We start from the raw sequence: 21,289 nt of genomic DNA, 5'->3' as shown, positions 1-21,289 counted from the left end.
GGGTGCATGTTGCCAAACGCGCCGCGCTCCGCCATGGAAAATGGCGAAGCGCCCTCGCGCCGGCTCGCCTGCGACGACGAGGGAAGAGAGGGAATTCGCCCAGGATCCTCCGACGCCTACCGCACGGGCGCGCTGCGCTGCTCCTCCGGGAGCCTGACGGCAAGCCGCCGTGCGACCGTGGAGCTACGAGCCGCAGCGCTGGACCGAGTGATCTCCGTCGATCGGAAAGCTCGGGTTCTCCGTGCCGCGCACCTTCACGAAGAGCGAGGTCTCGTCGCTCTCGACGATCTCGAGCGTGCCCCAGTACCTGTTGCCTGTCCCACCCCCGCCGCCGCCGGCGCACCCGGCCATGGCCATGAACTGATGGAAGCCGATCCGTGGATTGGAAAGATCGATCAACCCGGGCGTGTTGAGCTCGGGCGGGATCATCAAGATGTGTTGCCAGACAGGCTCGGTTTTGCACGTGCCGTCGGACTCTATCTCGATCGGGATCGCGGGCTGGGTACACTGCTGGACAGCGCTGCTGAAGAACAGGACGAGCGCGTCGGGATCAGCCCAGGGGTGCGGGTTGAGCGTGGGTCTGAAGGGGAGCGACTCGAAGTCCACGTCGCTGCCTCGCAGCGCGATCACGTGGGGGGGCGAGGCGTCGTTGTCTTCCTCGTCCGGGGCCTCGTCGATGGGCGTGATGGCCTCCGGAGAGCTCTCCCAACCCCCGTTCTGAATGGGATTGAAGACGATCTCGCCACATCCGCTGTTCATCACCGCCATCGCTCCGAGGACCATCATCCATCGTTTCATTCGAACGACCTCCAGGCCAGACTCCAGAGGTGAAGTCCCTCCGGCGCGTGACGGCGGCTCATAAAAACAGATCCAGCTCGATGCCGGCTGATGAGAGGATGAACGGTTTGCCCCAGGTCGCCGTCTCTCGCTCGACGAACCGGACGGAGACACCCTGGACGAGCACGCTGGCGAGGGCGTCGGCGCGCAGCCGGAGACGCGGGGTCAGGGCGAAGGAGAGGCCGACGCCCGCGAAGGGGCTGGCGGCCACCGCGGCGGATGCGCTCGAGCGGAAGCCTTGGCTGGACACCCCCGAGCTCCAGAGCAACACGGCCGAGAAGCCGAAGTCTGCCGAGGCCGTCCACGGGCTATCGCGCGAGGCCAGCTGGAAGCGCGCGCCCCCACCGGCGAGCAGGACGGAGAGATCGGCGGTGCCTTGCGATCGCTCGATCCGGTGAGGGCTGAGCGGAATCGCGGCGAACGCGATCGCGCCGACGTGCTCGCTCGGCATCCAGGAGAGGCCGACGTCGACGCTGACCTCCGCGCCGAAGCCGCCTGGGCTCAGCAGCACGCCGGGAGCGAGCGAGAGGCGGAGCGCCGGCGACGGCCTCTGGGCCGGCGCGGGCGGCGTGTCCGGCGCGCGCACCCGCAGCTTCTCGCGGATCTCGGGCGTCGCGGGCACCTCTCCGGGCGGGGGCGCGGGCAGGCCGACCTCGAGGAGGCTGGCGCGCAGGAGCTCGACAGCGCGGAGCGCGAGCGCCGCGTCGCGGTCGGGCGTGCCGCCGTCGTCCGCCATCTCGCGGAGGACGGTCTTGCCGGTCACCCGATCGGCGATCCAGATCTCGACGCCGCGCTCGGAGGGAACGGCGCGGATCGCGGCGATGGCGCCCACCTCGCGCGCCGAGGCCTCGAGGGACGCGCGCGACGCGGGCTCGGCCGCGGGGTCGAGGCGCTCCGCCCGGAAGCCCAGCGACTCGATCTCGGCCACGATCCGCAGGCCGAAGCGATCACCGGGGGCGCAGAGGACAGCGATGGTCGAGGGGGCTTCGGTCCGGGTCTCGTCGGCGCGCGCGTCCTCCGCGAGCGAGGCCCCGGCGGCGAGCGCGGCCCCGGCGAGGAGGAGGAGCGTCGCGGAGCGGCGTCTCACGGCGCCGGAGGCTCGGCGGCAGGGCCCGGCTCGCCGGGCGAGCCCCCGGGGGTGACTGGCCTGCCAGGCGAGCCTCCGGGGGTGACCGCCTTCGCGCCGCGCGCGAGCACGTGCTTCGCGTACCCCGCGTGCGAGCCGCTCGGATGAGCGGCGAGGTACTGCTCGGCCGCCCTCCGGGCGCCTGCCTCATCGCCCCGCCTGTCCTCCGCCTCGACGAGGCGCCCCGCGGCGTCGGCGGCGAACGGGCCCGCCGGCTGCTCGCTCAGGTACCGGGCGAACCAGCCTGCGGCGGCCGCGTGGTCCTTGCTCTGGTCCTGGGCGATCCTCCCCAGCATGAACGCGGCCGACGCCGCCTCGGGCGAGCCAGGGAACCGGGCGCGGAGGGAGGCGAAGGCCTGGGCGGCGCGCGCCGGGCTCCCGCCGAGCCGGGCGGCGTCGCCGAGCGCGCGCAGATCGCTCGCGCTCGCGGCATCGCAGAGCGCGTCGAAGCCGTCGCCCTCCGCGGCGGCCAGGGCGTCCCTGTACCTGGCCTCAAGGGCCAGGGCGCGCCACGACGACGCCTGTCGGCGCGCGGGCAGGGGAGCGACCGAGCCCCCGCCGCCCGCTTGCCGTTCCTGCGCGGCCGTCCGGGCGTCCGGGGCGCGGGCGGTCGCGAAAGGCCCTCTCGTCGTGGGCGCCGCGCTCGGAGCGGCCGCGCTCGTGGCCGCCGCGCCTGGAGCGCCTTCGCTCGGGGCAGGCGCGCCTGGAGCGGCCGCGCTCGGGGCAGGCGCGTCCTGGGGGGCCGCCGTCGAGGTGAGGCCCGAGGCGGCGTCGATCGAGCCCACCGCGAGGGTGTTCGTCGCGGCCGAGATGGTGAGCCGCTCGCCGGCGCGGACGGCACGCGCATCACCCACCACCGGCCCGGAGACCGTGATCTCCCCCTCGCGCAGCGCGACCACGAGCTGCTCGGTCTCCGGGTTCCAGCGGGTCTCGAAGCGCGTCCCGATCACGTGGACCTGGAACGGCCCGACCCGCACCGTCCAGCGCGCGCCCTCGCGGTGGATGACCGAGAGATCGAGCGCGCCTCGCTCGAGGGAGAGCTCCGCGCCGTCCGCGTCCACCGAGGCGACGCGGGCGCGCCCCCCGGGCGCGAGGCGGAGCAGCGAGCCGTCGGAGAACCGGATCGGCAGCTCCGCCGTGGTCGGCGCGGCGATCCACGCGCCGACGACCCCTGGCTCGGCTGTCCCGAGCTCGAAGCGCATGGGAGCGCGGGGGCGCGCCACGAACGCCACGGCGAGCGCGGCGACGACCAGCGCCGCCGCCGCCAGCGAGACGGCGCGCCGCGCCGCGAACGGCCTTCCACGCGCCGGCAGTCCGGGGCCGCTCGCCGCGCCACCGCCGCGGAGCCTCGCCAGCCGCGGCGCTCCGGGGGACCCGTGGCGGAGCCCCGATCCACGATCGGCTCGCTCCGTATCGGGCAGCCGCGCCGCCGCGAGCAGCCGCGCTCGCCCGCGCTCGCGATCGAGCCGCGCCGCCGGCGTCCGGTCCTGCAGCTCGGCCACGTGCCGCCCCAGGGCGGTCAGCGGGCGCTCGGATTGCCCCACCGGGTACCTCCATCCAGCCACGCCTCGAGCGCGGGTTGCTTGCGGGCTTCGGCCTCGAAGCGGGCGCTGGCGCGGGCGAGCCGCCGCTTGATGGTCGCGAGCGAGGTCTCGCACGCCGCGGCGACCTCGGTGAGCTCCATCCCGTCGATGAACCGGAGGGCGAAGGCGATGCGCTCGTCCACCGGGAGCGCGTCGAGGACCGCGTAGGTCGCGCGCAAGGCGTCCAGCACGTCGCCCGACGCCGCGCCGGACTCGACCTCGGGCAGCTCCTCGCTCGGCAGGAACCAGAGCCAGCTGCGCCGCTTCCTGCGGGTGATCGACGATCGCGCCACGTGCACGGCGATCATCGTGAGCCAGCCCTTGAGCGCGCTCGGGTCCTCCAGGCCCGGCAGCGAGCCGAGCGCGCGGACGAAGACGTCGTGGTGCAGGTCGGCCAGGTCGTGGCTGAAGCCCAGCAGCCGGTAGAGCACCCGGTGGACGTGATCCGCGAACCGGTCGTAGAGCGCGGCGCGCGCCCCCGGGTCGCCCCGCCGGAACGCGTGCACGAGGGTCGCGTCGTCGCCCGCGAAGGCCCGCTTCGGGGCGGGCGGCGGCGGTCGGACGAGCTTCAAGGGGCGGGTCAAACGGGGCTCCTCTGCTGAAGTCCCGCGAGGGGAGGCTCACGGCTCAGGAGGTCGCGCGATCGTCCCCGAGGCCGGAGAAGAGCCCACGGCACCACCTTTGCTTGCGAGGCCGTCGCGCCCCGGGCCGAGGGGCACGCTTCGAAAGGGGAGCTCGATGCGCAACCTGCTTCTTCGCCTTCACGTCGTCCCGATCCTCGTCGCCCTCGCCGCCGGCTGTTCGGGCGAGGGGAGCCAGCCCGCGCCCGGCGCCGGCGGCACCCAGCTGCCGGCCACGGAGCTCGGGCCCGAGCAGCAGGCGGAGCTCACCGCGCTGCTCGCCGAACAGGAGGCCTCGGCGAGCATGACGGCCGAGGACTTCGCCTCGCGGTACCCCGTCCCCTTCGCGTCGGGCCTGTCCTATGCGCCGGCGGAGGCCGCGGGCCTCTCGCTCCTCCAGGGCACCGCGCTCGCCCTCGACGAGGGCGAGCTCGCGAAGCTCTCCGAGAACGGCTTCGTCATCTCGAGCAAGAAGTCCTTCCCGACCTTCGCCTACGGCTACAGCAGCATCTACGCGCTCGACCTGCCGCTCTACGTGTCCGCGGACTCGATCCTGTTCGCGGTCCACCGCTCGTACGACGAGATCCTGAAGGCGGTGGAGCTCGCCTCGCTCGCGCCCGAGCTCGGGACGATGCTGAAGCAGATGCGCGCGCGGCTCGCCTCGGGCGCCGGAGCAGAGCTCGGCGCCGAGGCGCGCGCGGACGCGGATCTCTTCACGGCCGTCGCCCTCGCGCTGCTCGAGGGCGCGCCCGTCGCCCCCGTCGCGGGCGCCAGTGCCGCGGCGATCGACGAGCTCGTCGCGGGCGCCGAGGCCCACGACGGCATGGGAAAGGTCCGCCTCTTCGGCTCGGAGCGGCTCATGGACTTCTCGCAGTTCGAGCCCCGCGGCCACTACATCGACGAGCTGCACCCCGAGCTCGCGCGCTACTTCCGCGGCATGATGTGGCTCGGCCGCGTGGATTTCCGCTTCCTCGAGACCCAGGAGGACGGCACCCAGCGCTTCCAGCGGCGGCACCTCGAGGGAGCGTACATGCTGCGCGCCCTGGCCGACGCGGAGACGCTCGCGCGCTACAAGCGCATCGACGACGCCGTCCAGGCCTTCGTCGGCGAGAGCGACTACATGACCCTGCCGGAGCTCGACGACCTGCTCGCCGACCTCGGCCTCAGCGACGCCTCCGGCCTCGCCGGCGTCCCGGACGCGCGGATCGCCGACGTGATCGTGAAGGAGGGCTACGGCACCCAGCGGATCTCGAGCCACATCATGATCAACGGGCTCGGCAAGGGCACATTGCCCCTCTCGTCGAGCTTCGCGCTGCTCGGCCAGCGGTACGTCGTCGACTCCCACGTCTTCTCGAACGTGGTCTTCGACCGGGTGCAGGGCGGCGCCGTCAAGCGCATGATGCCGAACCCGCTCGACGTGGGCTTCGCCGCGCTCGGCAACGATCAGGCGGGCCAGCTGCTCGCCCCCGAGCTCAGGCAGTTCGGCTACGCGCCGGACCTGCACATGATGCGCGTGCTCGTCGACGCGCACCCCGAGGACTTCTGGGGCAAGAACCTCTACAACCGCTGGCTCGGCGCGCTGCGGGAGCTGTCGCCGGCGCGCGCGATCGGCGACGGCGAGGGGCTGCCCGGCGTGACGAAGACCGAGGCGTGGGGCCGGCGGCTGCTGAGCACCCAGCTCGCCTCCTGGGCCGAGCTCCGCCACGACACCCTGCTCTACGCCAAGCAGTCGTACACGGGCGGGGACACGTGCGAGTTCCCGGACGCGTACGTCGACCCGTACCCGTCTTTCTTCACGCGCATCGCCGAGCTGGCCGAGCACGGCGTCGAGATCGCCGGCGCGCTCGATCTGTCGAGCGCGCCGCAGCTCGGGGAGAGGGTGTCGGCGTACTTCTCGCAGCTCCACGACGTCGCGCGGACGCTCGGCGAGATGGCCGCGAACGAGCGCGCCGGCCTGCCCCTCACCCAGGAGCACCTCGATTTCATCAACAAGGCCGTGAAGGTCCAGCCGCAAGGGTGCGGTGCGCCCTATGTCGAGGGGTGGTACATGCAGCTCTTCTTCGACCAGATGAAGAGCCTGGAGCAGGATCCGACGATCGCCGACGTGCACACCCAGCCGACCGACGAGGGCGGCGCGCCGGTCGGCCGCGTGCTGCACGTGGGCACCGGCCTGCCACGGCTCATGGTCGTGACGGCCGATCCCTGCGGCGGCGCGCCTCGCGCGTTCGTGGGGCTCGCCTCGTCGTACTTCGAGGCCGTCACCGAGGACTTCGAGCGGATGGACGACCAGCAGTGGGCTCGTACGGTCCTGGGAACGACCCCCGACGTGCCCTGGATGACGGATCTCGTCTCCCGCTGATTCCGGCGATGCGGCGCTCGGCGCTGGCGATGGCGGTCCCGTGAATTCGTGCCGAGTCGTGCCGACTTGTGCCGACCAGGGCCCGCTGCCCGCCAGCGGGATCATGGTGCTCGATCGACCCCGCCAGCCTCCTGAACGTACCGCCTTCATGCGCTTGTCGCCATTTCGATCTCGCGCTGGAGGCAAAGCTCGCGGAGGATCCCGCTGATCTCCTGCTTCGTTTACTCCATTTACTTGGGGTCCGGCAGGCCTCCCGGGATCGTCGGCTTCCCGGCGGAGCTGGGCCATGAAAACACATAGAGAGGTTCGGCTCGTATGCAAGCGCAGAGCATGTTGGTGCAGGCAGGGACGGCGGTCTTCGCGATGCTGGTGGCGTCGAGCTGCGTCGTCGCCGAGAGGATAGAGCAACCAGGAGAGGAGGAGGTCGACTCGGTGAGCGAAGCGCAGCTCGACCCTGGCATGTCGACCCCATGGCGGCTGTACACGGCGACCTTCTCGAACGGCCAGCCGTTCTTTCGAGCCCTTGCGATCGGCGGGAGCAACGTGGGCAGCTACCAGGCGAACACCGAGTACTTTTATGTGACCACGGCGAGCCTGCAGTACCTCGGCAAGAAGGGCGTGAGCTTCAGCCACACGGACGGCAGCGGCGCGCCGCCGACGCAGAGCGGAACGCAGCAGTTTCAGCTTCCGGTGAGCTCCTCCTGGACGTGGTCCTCGAGCGACCAGGTGAGCGGTGGATACCGCTATGACAGCGGCAACGTGCACCTGCGGATCGGCACGGGCGGCGGAGAGATCACGCGGCTGACCTGGTACCAGACGATCACGCAAGGGCAGAACCCGGCCAACATCACGCCGAACGGGGCGTTCACTGTCGGCTCCGGCGCCGTGACGGTCCCGGTTGGAAGCGCCGGATACTACGTCGACGACACGATCCCGTGATCACGGCGAGTCGAGGCGCCCTGTGCGGCGGGGGTGCACCGACCCGCGATCGGCCCCGGAGAGGGAGCACCAGCGCATGACGTTCGTCCAGCGACCGTTCAAGGCCGTGCTGCCTGGGCGCGCGGGCGCTCGCCGGGCTGGCCGGTGCCGCCCCGCAGGCCTGCGAGCTGATTCAATGAATGCGGTTGTACTTGGGAATCAGGCTCGGGACACCAGAGGCTGGCGGACGTGAGAGGTAACGTCATTGCCGGTCACTGCTGATACCAGCGCTGATTGGCGCCGCCCCAGCAGTCCCACATACCCGCCGGCGCCCCATTGTCGCCCCGGAATCCAGTGATTTCCAGGCATTTATTGTTCATCTTGCTCCGGATCTGACGCCCGTCCCAATACCACTGCTGATTGGCGCCGCCCCAACAGTCCCATAGTCCCACCTTTGCTCCGTTTTCGTTGTTGAAGCCAATGATTTCCAGGCACTTGTTGTTAAGCTTGTTGCGGAGCTGGCTCCCATCCCAGTACCAGCGCTGATTGGCGCCGCCCCAACCGTCCCACATGCCCGCCGGGGCTCCGTTTTCACTCCGGAAGCCCGTGAGCTCTAGGTATTTGTTGTTCATCTCATTGCGAAGCATGAAGCTCGAATCCGCTGCTGCTGGCATCGTAACGATTGTCGATGCGCCAAGCGTCACAAGGCAGGCCAACGTGTAGATAATGGTCTTGAGGGGCATTGATGTGCCTTCGCGGTCCTTCATTGTCGATTCTCCCGCTTTCGGAACTTGCTCGCTGCTCGAGGATAGCGTTGTGCTCGACTCGCTGGCCGTCAAGCTCGCCGGCTGTGTGGGGCGAGATGACAACTTGGCTACTCGCGGTCTGTCTGGCGGGCTTGCTGTCGCGTCGCCGCAGGTCTGCGAACTGTCCGGTAGCGGCCCCCGCACGCTACGGGGCACACCCGACGGAGACTCCGTTAGAACCTATCCCAGTAGGAAGCGCCTGGGATCTCGGGAGACTATAATCGGAAGCAAGCGGATGTCCTCGCGAGATGGCTTGACTTTAGCGCGAGACGCGGCAGTCGCCGGCACACGAAGCAGCTCAAGGATGATGGTTGGGGCTCCCCGACGCTAGCTGGACAGAGACGGAACCATCGCTGCCGCCGCGCAAGGCGCACCCACTCGGCTGCCAGAACTCGCACCTATCCGATCGCATGTCCATGGCCCCCATCTTCGTCGTCCTATGGACAGGTTGTCAGTGGAGGCACCCGATGCGACAGGAATCTGCAGCCATTCCTCAGCGCGTTGGCGATCCCTTGAAGGGATCGAAGCGGGTGTGTTTCGAGAGGTCTGGCGCCGCGGGCCGCTGGCGTACGACGAGTTCATCGGCATCGAGCGGCACTGGCTGGCGATGGACGGGGCGATGGCGATGACCAAGGCCCCGCTTGGGGAGAAACGAACGGGCCTAACCCCACCGACGAGGGAGGAACCTGGGCGACCCGGAGCTAGGCGTGTGGGAACACGTCCCCTCGGCCGTCCGCCGCCGTCTCTGTCTCCGCCGCATGCAAAGGCAGCTCGACGACGAACGTGGCGCCCGCGCCCGGCTGGCTCTCGACGCGGATGGTGCCGCCGTGGGAGGCGACGATCCACCGAACGATGTAGAGGCCGAGGCCGAGACCCCCGAAGTTGCGGACGGAGACGGCGCGCTCGAAGCGCTCGAAGATCCTGGCATGGTCGGCCTCCGCGACGCCGATGCCGTGATCGCGGACGACGAGCAGCGCGCGATCGCCCTCGCCGTGCACGACGACGTGAACGGGGGCCCCCGCGCCGTACTTGATCGCGTTGGACAGCAGGTTGATGAGGACCTGCTCCATACGAGAAGCATCCCAGTCGCCCACCACGGGCCCTTCCAGATCGAGCTGGGTGCGACAGCGGGCGTCGGCGAGCTGCTGGTGCATCCGCTCGACGACCTCGCGCGTCAGGGCCGCCAGATCGAACGGCGCGCGCGCGAGGGTGAGGCGGCCGGCGTTCATGCGGGTGACGTCGAGCAGCTCGTTGACCAGGCGGGCGAGGCGCGCGATCTGTCGGTTGAGGACCTGGATGGCGGCGTCGATGCGCTCCGGAGCGACCTCGGCGCGCTGGAGGCGGGGCAGGAGCCGGGCGAGGAGGTGCGCCTGCATCTTGAGCGAGGTGAGCGGTGTCTTGAGCTCGTGGGATGCGACGAGGAGGAACTCGTCGCGGCGCTCGATCGCCACCTGGGCCTCGGCGAACAGGCGGCTGTTGTCGAGGGCGAGCGCGGCGCGGCTCGCCAGCTCCTGGGCCAGCCACAGGTCCGCCGGCCGGTAATGGCGTCGCGGCGCGGCCGCCAGCAGGGTCATGACCCCGAAGCGCCGGTCGCGGGCGAGGAGCGGGACCCGGAGGAAGGAGTGAACGCCGAGCGGCTCCAGGAGGGGCGCCGCGCGGATGTCGCCCACCTCGGCGTGATCCGGAGAGCTCGCTGCCAGGGGCCGCAGCGCGTCCATCAACGCGCCTGCGAGCTCGGCCGGCACGCCCGCGGTGACCGGGGTGACCGTCCGCCCCGGGGCGTCCCGGGCGAGATCCACGTGGAGGACGCACCGGTCGGCCAGCTCGGGCACGACGAGCTGCGCGACGCTCTCGAGGGTGGCGCCGTAGCCGAGGGCCATGAGCTTGCGGCTCGCCTCGGCGAGGAAGCGCTCGGCCAGCTCGGCGCGCTTGCGCTCGGTGATGTCGGTGGAGATGCCGCAGAGCACGCCGGGCATGACGCTCTCCCCGAGCGGGAACTTGAGCGACAGGTAGGTGTGCGGCCCGTCCTCCATCATCACCTCCTCCTCGCACTGCAGCGGCTCGCCCGTGTCGAGCACCCGCCGGTCGTTGTCAGCGATGATCTCGAGATCCGTGGAAGGGAAGAGCTCGGTGGTCGATTTGCCGATGAGCTGCTCGGGCGGCATGCCCAGGAGGCGGCCCACCTCGCGGTTGACGAGCAGGTGCCGGCCGTCGCGATCCTTGAGGTAGATGGTCGCAGCCGAGTTGTCGACGATGGCCTGCAGAGTGGCCTGGCTCCCGCGGAGCTCGCGCTCCGCCCGGCGCCGCTCGGCGTTCTCCTGCTCGATATCGGCGTAGAGCATGGCGTTCTCGAGCGAGATGGCCGACTGCGAGGCGAGCAGCTCGAGCACGGTGAGCCGCCCCGGGGTGAACGCCCCGGCCACCAGCTTGTTCTCCAGGTAGAGCAGGCCGAGCAGCCGCGCTTGCCGCACGATCGGCAGGCACAGCACGGACCTCGGATTCTTCCGCGTGAAATACTCGTCCTCCGAGAACGGGTGCCGCCCGGCAGCGTCGTCGAGCAGCACGCGCTCATGGCTCCGGCGAACATAGTTGAGAATGGATTGCGGCAGCGCGTCCGCCGCCGCCTCGCCCGCGTCGAGCAGCCGCGTGGCGCCCCCGGAAGCGGCGATCGCCGCCGCGGTCGACAGGCGATCTTCCCGGAGCAGGAGCACATACCCCTCTCCGGCGCCCGCGTGCTCGACCACGATGCGCAGGAGCATCTCGAGCAGGCGCGGGAGCTTGAGCTCGCCGGAGATGCTCTGAGAGGCCTTGACGACGGAAAGGACGTCGAACTGCTCGGCTCGCACGGCGAAGGTGACGGTGGGGGCGATCGGCTTTCGCTCGACGAGGAAGGGATAACGCTGGTCGAGCTGCTCGACCTTGGCGTGCGCGCCCCAGCGGAAATAGGCGGCGCGGGCCTTCTGGAGGTAAGCGTCTGCGGGCGTGGACAGGCCGCGGTCGCGGTAGAGCCGGGCGGCGAGCTCGCAGGCGATGGCCTCGTGCTGGACGAAGCCGCCCTCGCGCGCCGAGGAGATGGCCTGCTCGTAGAGGCCGATGGCCTCCAGGTCCTGCCCGCGGAGCCGGGCGATCTCGGCGCGGACCAGGGCGTGTTTGTGGAGGAAGTTGTCGGGGCCGCTCGCGGCCCACGCGCCGAGCTGCCGCTCGCAGTCGAGCAGCCCCTCCGGCAGCTCCGGCCGGGGCGACGGCGCCGCCGCGCGATCCTCATCGTCGACGAGCGCGGCCAGCGCGAGCGCGCGATAATAGAAGCACTCGGCGTACAGCGCGCACGCGTCGAACTTCCAGTCGTAGTCGACGACCACACGGGTCGTCGCCGCGAGCGTCTCCCGGGGAGAGCCGAGGATGAACGTCGCCTGAGCCTTCATGCTGAAGTGGAAGCAGCCAGAGACGATCGCCCCCTCCCGGCCGAGCCGCGCCTCGAAGGCCGCCTGATCCAGCTCGGCGCCATCCAGCATCGCGTAATGGACCGGCCGCCCGCGCAGCGCCTGGATGAGGTGCCGGGCGCCGAGGAGGATGTCATAGACGAACGCGTAGCCGGCCTTGCGCACGAAGGCGAGGCGGTCCTCGGTCAGGTGGAGGGCGTCCTCCAGCGGCTCGCCGGAGAGCAGCGGGAACATCGCCGCCCAGATGCAATTGTAACATGCGTTGTTCCAGTCGCCGCCCTCCACCGCGGCGTTGAAGCCGCGGCGAGCAGTGAAGCCGGTCTCTCTGTAATGGCGCGTCCAGAAGACGATCTGCTGCCCGAACAGGGTGAACACCGCGCCCTTCGTGGCGAGGACGTGGCCCCTGTCCGCGAGGTCGTAGCCGAGCTTTCCGAACAGGTAGGCGTCACGGTATTGCCCGAACCGCGGGCCGAACATCCGCGCGAATGCGGTGTACGCCTGGGCGGAGCTCTCCGCGTTGCCGTGGCGCAAGCTGAGCTTGACCATCCGCACGAGGAGCAGATAGTGCAGCTTCACATCCACGAAATAGGCAGGGATGTTCACGCCCATGAGGACGCGCATCGCTACCTTGATGTCGGGGTGCTCCATGGGGGGCAGGTTGACCAGATCCTCGATCGCCCGGCCGCCCAGGGCCTGCAGGACGCTCTCGGTCTCTTCTTCGACCTGCGCGTCGGTGACGGGGAGCGACAGCTCGATGTCCCAGGCGCGAAGGCATGAGAGCCCGAGCTCCACGGCGCGGGCGCACTGCCCGCGGGTCACGTGCAAGGCGACGGCGAGCTCGACGACGGCGGCTCGCTCGATCTTGGTCCTCGCGCGCTCCATGAGCTCGTCGAGCAGCCGCTCGGCCTCCTCGAAGCTGCCGGTGGCGTAGGCGGCGTGCGCGCGCTCGAGGCTCAGGTCGTAGGTCAGATCGTACCGAGTCTCCCAGCGCTCGCGGGGATCTTGCGCGAGGAGGGCCAGGCCCGCCGCGAAGAGGGCGGCGGCGGACTGGTAGGCGGCGGCGGCCTTGGCCTTCCTGCCGGCGCGGAGGTTGAGGGCGGCGAGCTCGTCGCGTTCGGCCTGGGAACGGAGGAGCGCGGCGCCGCGGTTGAGGTGGCCGACGACATCGAAGAGCGCCTCATCGGGCTCCTCCGCGCGCCGTGCCTTCAAGAGCAGCTGGCCGATCCCGAGGTGCACCTCGGCGAGCTGTCCTGGCGGGATGAGCGAATAAGCGGCTTGCTGCACCCGGTCGTGGAGGAAGCGATAGGCGCTGTCCCCGCGGAGCAGCAGACCCTCCCGCACGGCCTCCTGGAGCGCCGTGCGCAGCGCGTCCGCCGGCCTTCGCGCGATGATCGCGAGGGTGTCGAGGTCCACGCCGTCGCCGAGGCACGCGGCGAGCTTGAGCGCGTCGCGCGTGGCGACGGGGAGCCGCTCCAGCTTGCCCACCATCAGCTCGACGACGTTGTCGGTGAAGCCCTTGTCGCGGATGGCGGCGCTGTCCCAGCGCCATGCGCCCTCGTCGGCATCGAAGGTGATGAGCCCCTCGTCGTGCAGGGTGATGAGGAACTGGATCACGAAGAAGGGGTTGCCACCGGTCTTCTCGTACACCAGCCCTGAGAGCGGCTCGACCTGCGCTTCCGGTGTGTGGACCGCCTCGGCGACGAGCGCGCCGACGTGGGCTGCGGAGAGCGGCTCGAGGACGATGTTGCCGACGGCGGCGCCGCGCTTCTGGGCCTCGGCGAGCGTGAGCCGGAGCGGGTGCGCGGGGCCGACCTCGTTGTCGCGATAAGCGCCTATCACGAGGAGGTGCGCGTCGCCCGCGAGGGTGGCGAGCTGCTCGAGCAAAAGGAGGCTGCCGGGGTCGGCCCATTGCAGGTCGTCGAGGAAGAGGGCGACGGGGTGCTCCTTCCGGGCGCAGGCGGCGACGAAGCGCTGGAGCGTGGCGAGCAGCCGGCTCTGGGCCTCGGCGGGCGGGAGCTCGGGCACGGGCGGCTGCGGGCCGAGGAGCAGGGCGAGCTCGGGGAGCATGTCGGTGAGCAATCCGCCGCTCGCGCCGAGGGCCTCGCGGAGGCGCTCTCTCCAGCGCTCGACCTGCTGCTCGCTGGCGCTGAGGATCTCCTGCACGAGCCCCCGGAAGGCGTGAAGGAGGGGGCGGTAAGGGACGTCGCGCTTGAGCTGATCGAATTTGCCGGAGAGGAAGAAGCCGCGCTCGCGCACGATGGGCCTGTGCAGCTCGGCGACGAGCGAGGACTTGCCGATGCCCGAGTAGCCCGACACGAGCAGGAGCTCTGGCCGGCCTCTGGCGACCACGCGCTCGAACGCGGCGAGCAGCTCCTCCACCTCGCGCTCGCGGCCGTAGAGCCGCTGCGGGATCTGGAACCTGTCGGAGGCGTCGCGCTGTCCGAGCGGGAAGGGCTCGACGGCGCCGCTCTGGCGCAGCTGGGAAGAGCACCGTTCGAGGTCGTGGCGCAGGCCGAGGGCGCTCTGGTAGCGCTCCTCGGCGGCCTTGGAGAGCAGCTTGAGGACGATGGCGGAGAGCTGCGGTGGAATCGAGGGGACGAGCGCGTGCGGCGGCTGCGGCGCCTGGGCGATGTGGCAATAGACCCATTCGACAGGATCGCTGGCCTGGAAGGGCAGGGTGCCAGTCAGCATCTCGTAGAAGGTGACGCCGAGGGAGTACAGGTCGGTCCGCTCGTCGACCCGGCGGTTCATGCGGCCCGTCTGCTCAGGCGCCATGTAGGCGAGCGTGCCCTCGATGAGGCCGTCGTGGGCGAGCTCCTGGGCTTCGCGGTGAGAGAGGGAGGCGATGCCGAGATCGGTGATCTTCACCTCGCCGGTGTCGGGGTTGTAGAGCAGGTTCTGGGGCTTGATGTCCTTGTGGATGACGTGCCGCCGGTGCATCTCGACGAGGGCGGCTGTCAGCCGGACGGAAAGGGGGAGGAAGCGCTCGATCGGCATCCCGCGCATCCCGCGCAGCGGCCCATCGCCATCGAGCAGCCGGTCGAGCGAGCGGCCGCCGAAGTCCTCCAGGACCAGGGTCATCTGGTCGCGGAACGGCTCGATCCCGTAGGCTCGGACGACGACGGGCGACTCCAGGGCCCTGGCGACCTCGAGCTCGTGCTGGAGCCTGCCGAGGGCGCGGGGGCTGGCGTGGTCGCGCCGCAGGACCTTGAGCACCACCGGCCGGCCGTCCTCCTCGCTCCGCGCGCGGTAGAGGATCGTGTCCGCACCTTGGTGCAGCACCTCCAGCACGCGGTAACGTGGACTATCGAGCATAGGAGGATCTTTGAAATCCGGGTCACCGGCGGTGTGCTGCCGTTCAACCCGGTACATTGCCAAAAGCGCCGCGCCTCGTCACGAGCAAACGGCGGCGCGTCAGCGCCGCCTGAGGCTCCCGGAGAACGCTTACGCCGGCGGGAGGAAGGTGCCCTGGCCGTCCGTCTCTGTCTCCGCCGCATGCAAAGGCAGCTCGACGATGAACGCAGCGCCCGCGCCTGGCGTGCTCTCGACGCGGATGGTGCCGCCGTGGGAGGTGACGATCCACCGAACGATGTAGAGGCCGAGGCCGAGACCGCCGAAGTTGCGGACGGAGACGGCGCGCTCGAAGCGCTCGAAGATCCTGGCCTGGTCGGCCTCCGCGATGCCCATGCCGTGATCGCGGACGACGAGCAGCGCGCGGCCTTCCAGGCCGCGGACGACGACGTGAATGGGGGCCCCCGCGCCGTACTTGATCGCGTTGGACAGCAGGTTGATGAGGACCTGCTCCATACGAGAAGCATCCCAGTCCCCGACCACCGGCTCGTCCAGATCGAGCTGGGTGCGGCAGCGGGCGTCCGCGAGCTGCTGCCTCATTCGCTCGACGGCCTCGCGCGTCAGGGCCGCCAGATCGACGGGCGCGCGCGCCAGGGAGAGCCGGCCGGCGTTCAGGCGGGTGACGTCGAGCAGCTCGTTGACCAGGTGGGCGAGGCGCGCGATCTGGCGGTTGAGGAGCTGGATCGCGGCGTCGATGCGCTCCGGAGCGACCTCCGCGCGCTGGAGGCGGGGCAGGAGCCGGGCGAGGAGGTGCGCTTGCATCGTGAGCGAGGTGAGCGGCGTCTTGAGCTCGTGCGAGGCGACCAGGAGAAACTCGTTCCGGCGCTCGATCGCCTCCTGCGCCTCGGCGAACAGGCGGGTGTTGTCGAGCGCGAGCGCGGCGCGGAGCCCGAGCTCCTCGGCGAGCCACAGGTCGGCGGGGCCGAACCGGCGCCGGGGCGCGGCCGCCAGCAGGGTCATGACCCCGAAGCGCCGGTCGCGGGCGAGGAGCGGGACGCGAAGGAAGGAGTGAACGCCGAGCTGCTCCAGGCGGGGCGCGGCGCGGACGTCGCCCACCTCTGGGCGGTCCGGCGAGGTCGCTGCCAGGGGCCGCAGCGCGTCCGTCACCGCGCCTGTGAGCTCGGCCGGCACGCCCGCCGTGACTGCGGTCACCGTGTGTCCCGCGGTGCAGCTGGGGAGCTCCACGTGGATGACGCACCGGTCGGCCAGCTCGGGCACGGCGAGCTGCGCGACGCTCTCGAGTGTGGCGCCGTAGCCGAGGGCCATGAGCTTGCGGCTCGCGTCGGCCAGGAAACGCTCTGCGAGCTCGGCCCGCTTGCGCTCGGTGATGTCGGTGGAGATGCCGCAGAGCACGCCGGGCATGACCTCCTCCCCGAGAGGGAACTTGAGCGACAGGAAGGTGTGCGGCCCGTCCTCCATCGTCACCTCTTCCTCGAACTCGAGCGGCTCGCCTGCCTCGAGCACCCGCCGGTCGTGATCGCCGATGATCTCGGCGAGCGCAGCAGGCAAGAGCTCGGCGTCGGTCCTTCCGAGGAGCCGATGGCCCGGCAGGCCGGCGACGTTGCTCGCCTGGCGGTTGACGAGCAGATACCGGCCCTCGCGATCCTTGAGGAAGATGGCGGCGGCGGAGTTGTCGACGATGGCCTGCAGCGTGGCCTGGCTCTCGCGGAGCTCCCGCTCCGCCCGGCGGCGCTCGGCGTTCTCCTGCTCGATATCGGTATAGAGCATGGCGTTCTCGAGCGAGATGGCCGACTGCGAGGCGAGCAGCTCGAGCACGGTGAGCCGCCCCGGGGTGAACGCGCCGGTGACGAGGTTGTTCTCCAGGTAGAGCAGGCCGAGCAGCCGCGCCTGCCGCACGATCGGGAGGCACAGCACCGATCTCGGCCGCTTGCGCGTGAAATACTCGTCCTCCGAGAACGGGTGTCTGGCGGAGGCGTCGTCGAGCAGGACGCGCTCGTGGCTGCGGCGGACGTAGTTGAGAATGGATTGCGGCAGCGCGGCCGGAGGGGCCTCGCCCGCGTCGCGCATCCGCACCGCGCCCCCCGGCGCCTCGATCGCCGCGCTCCACAGGCGTTCGCCCCGGACCAGGAGGACGCACCCCTGCTCGGCGCCCGCGTGCTCGACCATGGTGCGCAGGAGCATCTCGAGCAGGCGCGGGAGCTTGAGCTCTCCCGAGATGCTCTGAGAGGCCTTGACGACGGAAAGGACGTCGAACTGCTCGGCGCGGACGGCGAAGGTGACGGTGGGCGCGATCGGCTTTCGCTCGACGAGGAAGGGATAACGCTGGTCGAGCTGCTCCACCTTGGCGTGGGCGCCCCAGCGGAAGTAGGCGGCGCGTGCCTTCTGGAGGTAAGCGTCTGCGGGCGTGGACAGGCCGCGGTCGCGGTAGAGCCGGGCGGCGAGCTCGCAGGCGATGGCCTCGTGCTGGACGAAGCCGCCCTCGCGCGCCGAGGAGATGGCCTGCTCGTAGAGGCCGATGGCCTCCAGGTCCTGCCCGCGGAGCCGGGCGATCTCGGCGCGGACCAGGGCGTGTTTGTGGAGGAAGTTGTCGGGGCCGCTCGCGGCCCACGCGCCGAGCTGCCGCTCGCAGTCGAGCAGCTGGTCCGGGAGCTCCCGCGGCGGGGAGCCGCGCTCCGCGTGCGGCGCGCTGGAGAGGGCCGCGAGCGAGAGCGCGAGATAATAGAAGCTCTCGGCCATGAGCGCGTGCGGCTGGTTCCAGAAGGGTTGCTCGGTGACGACGCGGGTCGCCGCCTCGAGCGCCTCCCCGGGAGCGCCGAGCACGAAGAGCGCCTGCGCCTTCAAGCTGTAATAGAATTCGCGCGCGGTCTCCAGCTCTCCCTCCTTCAGCCGCGCCTCGAAGGCCGGAGTATCCAGCTCGGAGCCGTCGAACATCGAGAAGCGGACCGGCCTCCCGCGCAGCGCCTGGATCATGGCGTGGGCGCTGAGGAGGGCGCCGTGCGCGAACGCGAAGCCCGCGCTGAGCACGAAGCCGAGGCGCTCGTCGACCTCGTGGAGCACGTCGTCGAGCGCCTCGCCAGAGAGCAGGTGGAACAGCGCGTCCCACATGCAGTTGAAGCACGCCATGCTCAGCGCGCCGGACTCGACCGCGGCGCTGAAGCCGGCGCGCCCGTACGGATACGTCTCTCTGTAGTGGCGTGTCCAGAAGACGACATGGTGTCCGAAGGTGGCGAACACCATCGATTTCGTGGTGAGGAGGCCGCTCCTCTGCGCCAGGTCGTGGCCGAGCTTGCCGAACCGATAGGCCTCCTTGTATCGCCCGAACCTCGGGCCGAACATCCTCGCGAACGACGTGTACGCGACAGCGGAGCCCTCGGCGTTGCCGTGGCGCAGGCTGAGCTGGACCATGCGCAGGAAGATGAGAAAGTAGAGGTTCGGGGTCATGAAGGACGCCGCGATGCCCGCGCCCTCCAGCACGCCCATCGTCAGCTTGACCTCCCGGTCGGTCATGGAGGGCAGGTGGATCAGGTCCTCGATTGCCCCTTCACCCAGGGCCTGCCAGACGCCCTTCGTCTCCTCTTCGAGCTGTGTGTCCGTGGGGAGGCGTGGAAGAGCGATGTCGCAGGTGCGGAGCCACGAGAGGCCGATCTCCACGGCGCGGGCCGATTGCCCGCGGATCAACTGGAGCGTGACGATGAGCTCGACGGCGGCGGCCGTCTCGGTCCTGGTCCTCGCGCGCTCCATGAGCTCTTCGAGGAGCCGCTCGGCCTCGTCGAAGCTGCCTGTGATGTACGCGGCGTGCGCGCGCTCGAGCGTCAGGTCGTAGGTCAGCTCGTGCTGCGCGTCCCAGGAGGCCTGCGCGAGCAGGGAGAGGCCCGCGGCGAAGAGCGCGGCGGCGGACTGGAAGGCCGCGGCGGCCTTGGCCTTCCTGCCGGCGCGGAGGTTGAGGGCGGCGAGCTCGTCGCGCTCGGCCTGGGAACGGAGGAGCGCGGCGCCGCGGTTGAGGTGGCCGACGACATCGAAGAGCGCCTCGTCGGGCTCGTCGGCGCGCCGTGCCTTCAAGAGCAGCTGGCCGATCCGGAGGTGCACCTCGGCCAGCTGCTCTGCCGGGATGAGCGAATAAGCGGCCTGCTGCACCCGGTCATGGAGGAAGCGATAGCCAGAGCCCCGGCGGAGCAGGAGCCCCTCCCGCACGGCCTCCTCGAGCGCGTCGCGGAGCTCCGCCGCTGGACGGCCCGCGACCACCGCCAGGGGTTCGAGGTCGAGGCTGCTGCCGAGGCACGCGGCCAGCTTGAGCGCGTCGTGCGCGGGGGCCGAGAGGCGCTTGAGCTTGCCCGCCATCAGCTCGACGACGTTGTCGGTGAAGCCCTTGTCGCGGATGGCGGCGATGTCCCACCGCCATGCGCCCTCGTCGGCGTCGAGGGTGATGAGCCGCTCTTCGTGCAAGGCGATGAAGAACTGGAGAGCGAAGAAGGGGTTGCCGCCGGTCTTCTCGTGGACGAGCTGCGAGAGCGGCTCCACCTGCGCTTCGGGCGCGTGGACGGCCTCGGCGACGAGCGCGCCGACGTGGGCGGCCGACAGCGGCGCGAGGACGAGCTCGGAGACGGCGGCGCCGCGCTTCTGCGCCTCGGCGAGCGTGAGCCGGAGCGGGTGCGCGGGGCCGACCTCGTTGTCGCGGTAGGCGCCGATCAGCAGGAGGTGCTCGGAGCCGGTATAGGTGGCGAGCTGCTCGAGCAGGAGGAGGCTGGCCGCGTCGGCCCACTGGAGATCATCGAGAAAGAGCGCGACGGGGTGCTCCTTCCGGGCGCAGGCGGCGACGAAGCGCTGGAGCGCGGCGAGCAGCCGGCTCTGCGCCTCGGCGGGGGGAAGCTCGGGCACGGGCGGATGCGGGCCGAGGAGGAGCGTGAGCTCGGGGAGCACGTCGGCGAGCAGACTGGCGTCCTGGCCGAGGGCCTCGCGGAGGCGCTCTCTCCAGCGCTCGAGCTGCTCCTCGCTCGCGCACAGGAGCTCCCGCGAGAGCGCCCGGAATGACCGGAGAAAGGCGTGGTAAGGGACGTCGCGCTTGAATTGCTCGAACTTGCCGGAGAGAAAGAAGCCGCGCTCGCGCACGACGGGCCTGTGCAGCTCGGCGACGAGCGAGGACTTGCCGATGCCCGAATAGCCCGAGACGAGCACGAGCTCTGGCCGGCCGTTCGCGACCACGCGCTCGAACGCGGCGAGCAGCGCCTCGAGCTCGCGCTCGCGGCCGTAGAGCCGCTGCGGGACCTGGAACCGGTCGGAGAGATCGCGCCCGCCGAGCGCGAAGGGCTCGATGGCGCCGGTCGACTGCCACCTTGCGAAGCACGTGTCGAGGTCGTGGCGCAGGCCGAGGGCGCTCTGGTAACGCTCCTCGGCGGCCTTGGAGAGCAGCTTGAGGACGACGGCGGAGAGCTGCGGTGGAATCGATGGGACGAGCGCGTGCGGCGGCCGCGGCGCCTGGGCGATGTGGCAATAGACCCACTCGACAGGATCGCTGGCCTGGAAGGGCAGGGTGCCCGTCAGCATCTCGTAAAAAGTGACACCGAGGGAGTACAGGTCGGTCCGCTCGTCGATCCGGCGGTTCATGCGGCCCGTCTGCTCAGGCGCCATGTAGGCGAGCGTGCCCTCGATGAGCCCGTCGTGGGCGAGCTCCTGGGCTTCGCGGGGGGAGAGGGAGGCGATGCCGAGATCGGTGATCTTCACCTCGCCGGTGTCGGGGTTGTAGAGCAGGTTCTGGGGCTTGATGTCCTTGTGGATGATGCGGTGCCGATGCAGCTCGGCGAGCGCGCCGGTGAGGCGGACGGCGAGGGGGAAGAAGCGCTCGATCGGCATCCCGCCCATCCCGCGCATCCCGCCCATCGCGCGCATCGGCCCGTCGTCATCGAGCAGCCGGTCGAGCGAGCGGCCGCCGAAGTCCTCGAGGACCAGGGTTACCTGGTCGCGGAATGGCTCGATCCCATGGGCCTTGATGACGACGGGCGAATCGAGCGCTCTGGCGACCTCGAGCTCGTGCTGGAGCCTGCCGAGGGCGCGGGGGCTCGCGTGATCGCGCCGCAGGGCCTTGAGCACCACCGGCCGGCCGTCCTCCTCGCGCCGCGCGCGGTAGAGGATCGTGTCCGCACCTTGGTGCAGCACCTCCAGCACACGGTAGCGTGGACTATCGAGCATAGGAGGATCTTTGAAAACCGAGGCGCCAGCGACGACTTGCGGCTCAACTCGCTACACTGCCAAAAGCGGTGCGCCTCGTCACGGGCAAACGGCGGCGCGTTCTCG

Annotated in this window: 9 protein-coding genes; 2 read left to right on the top strand and 7 right to left on the bottom strand. The window is 70.6% G+C overall.

Annotated features, from left to right (window positions below; genetic code table 11):
* Positions 1 to 183 precede the first annotated feature (183 nt).
* From WMF19_RS31080 to WMF19_RS31065, 4 genes are all read right to left on the bottom strand, one after another.
* Positions 184 to 786, bottom strand: a complete 603-nt coding sequence (locus tag WMF19_RS31080; protein WP_437893698.1) for a hypothetical protein — start codon at positions 784 to 786, stop codon at positions 184 to 186.
* A 70-nt stretch (positions 787 to 856) separates the two neighbouring features.
* Positions 857 to 1,924: a hypothetical protein gene (locus WMF19_RS31075; RefSeq protein ID WP_437893697.1), complete on the bottom strand. Its 1,068-nt coding sequence runs from the start codon at positions 1,922 to 1,924 to the stop codon at positions 857 to 859.
* Positions 1,921 to 3,507, bottom strand: coding sequence for a FecR domain-containing protein (locus WMF19_RS31070; protein ID WP_437893696.1), 1,587 nt, complete (start codon positions 3,505 to 3,507; stop codon positions 1,921 to 1,923). The genes WMF19_RS31075 and WMF19_RS31070 overlap by 4 nt, the downstream gene beginning before the upstream one ends.
* A complete protein-coding gene (locus tag WMF19_RS31065) occupies positions 3,483 to 4,130 on the bottom strand; it encodes an RNA polymerase sigma factor (RefSeq protein ID WP_012238084.1) in 648 nt (215 codons plus the stop codon). Before WMF19_RS31065 ends, WMF19_RS31070 begins: the two co-directional genes overlap by 25 nt.
* A 154-nt stretch (positions 4,131 to 4,284) precedes the next feature.
* On the opposite strand from WMF19_RS31065, the gene WMF19_RS31060 reads away from it, so the two are divergent.
* Both WMF19_RS31060 and WMF19_RS31055 read left to right on the top strand, forming a co-directional pair.
* The gene (locus tag WMF19_RS31060; RefSeq protein ID WP_437893695.1) at positions 4,285 to 6,525 is read left to right on the top strand and encodes a DUF3160 domain-containing protein; all 2,241 of its coding nucleotides are present in this window, start codon (positions 4,285 to 4,287) and stop codon (positions 6,523 to 6,525) included.
* Between the two features lie 315 nt (positions 6,526 to 6,840).
* On the top strand, positions 6,841 to 7,464 hold the full coding sequence (locus WMF19_RS31055) for a hypothetical protein (RefSeq protein ID WP_437893694.1): 624 nt from the start codon (positions 6,841 to 6,843) through the stop codon (positions 7,462 to 7,464).
* Positions 7,465 to 7,715: 251 nt separating this feature from the next.
* Here the strand turns inward: WMF19_RS31055 and WMF19_RS31050 are convergent, their stop codons facing one another.
* The 3 genes from WMF19_RS31050 to WMF19_RS31040 form a co-directional block, all read right to left on the bottom strand.
* Positions 7,716 to 8,210 (bottom strand): RICIN domain-containing protein, encoded by a 495-nt coding sequence (locus WMF19_RS31050; RefSeq protein ID WP_437893693.1) that lies wholly within the window; start codon positions 8,208 to 8,210, stop codon positions 7,716 to 7,718.
* A gap of 740 nt (positions 8,211 to 8,950) precedes the next feature.
* Positions 8,951 to 15,004 carry an AAA family ATPase gene (locus WMF19_RS31045; protein ID WP_437893692.1) on the bottom strand — a complete coding sequence of 2,018 codons (6,054 nt, stop codon included), beginning with the start codon at positions 15,002 to 15,004 and terminating at the stop codon, positions 8,951 to 8,953.
* 129 nt (positions 15,005 to 15,133) lie between these two features.
* Positions 15,134 to 21,184: an AAA family ATPase gene (locus WMF19_RS31040; protein ID WP_437893691.1), complete on the bottom strand. Its 6,051-nt coding sequence runs from the start codon at positions 21,182 to 21,184 to the stop codon at positions 15,134 to 15,136.
* Positions 21,185 to 21,289 lie beyond the last annotated feature (105 nt).

This window comes from Sorangium sp. So ce124, from assembly GCF_051525235.1.
In the GTDB taxonomy this organism is placed as follows: domain Bacteria; phylum Myxococcota_A; class Polyangia; order Polyangiales; family Polyangiaceae; genus Sorangium; species Sorangium atrum.
Note: the sequence above shows the minus strand (reverse complement) of the source record. Positions and strands in the feature narration are given on the sequence as shown.

Bases quoted from the DNA above. Each gene is read 5' to 3' on its own strand.
- WMF19_RS31080 (WP_437893698.1), bottom strand. From the start codon at position 786: ATGATGGTCCTCGGAGCGATGGCGGTGATGAACAGCGGATGTGGCGAG.
- WMF19_RS31060 (WP_437893695.1), top strand. From the start codon at position 4,285: ATGCGCAACCTGCTTCTTCGCCTTCACGTCGTCCCGATCCTCGTCGCC.
- WMF19_RS31055 (WP_437893694.1), top strand. From the start codon at position 6,841: ATGCAAGCGCAGAGCATGTTGGTGCAGGCAGGGACGGCGGTCTTCGCG.
- WMF19_RS31050 (WP_437893693.1), bottom strand. From the start codon at position 8,210: ATGAAGGACCGCGAAGGCACATCAATGCCCCTCAAGACCATTATCTAC.
- WMF19_RS31045 (WP_437893692.1), bottom strand. From the start codon at position 15,004: ATGCTCGATAGTCCACGTTACCGCGTGCTGGAGGTGCTGCACCAAGGT.
- WMF19_RS31040 (WP_437893691.1), bottom strand. From the start codon at position 21,184: ATGCTCGATAGTCCACGCTACCGTGTGCTGGAGGTGCTGCACCAAGGT.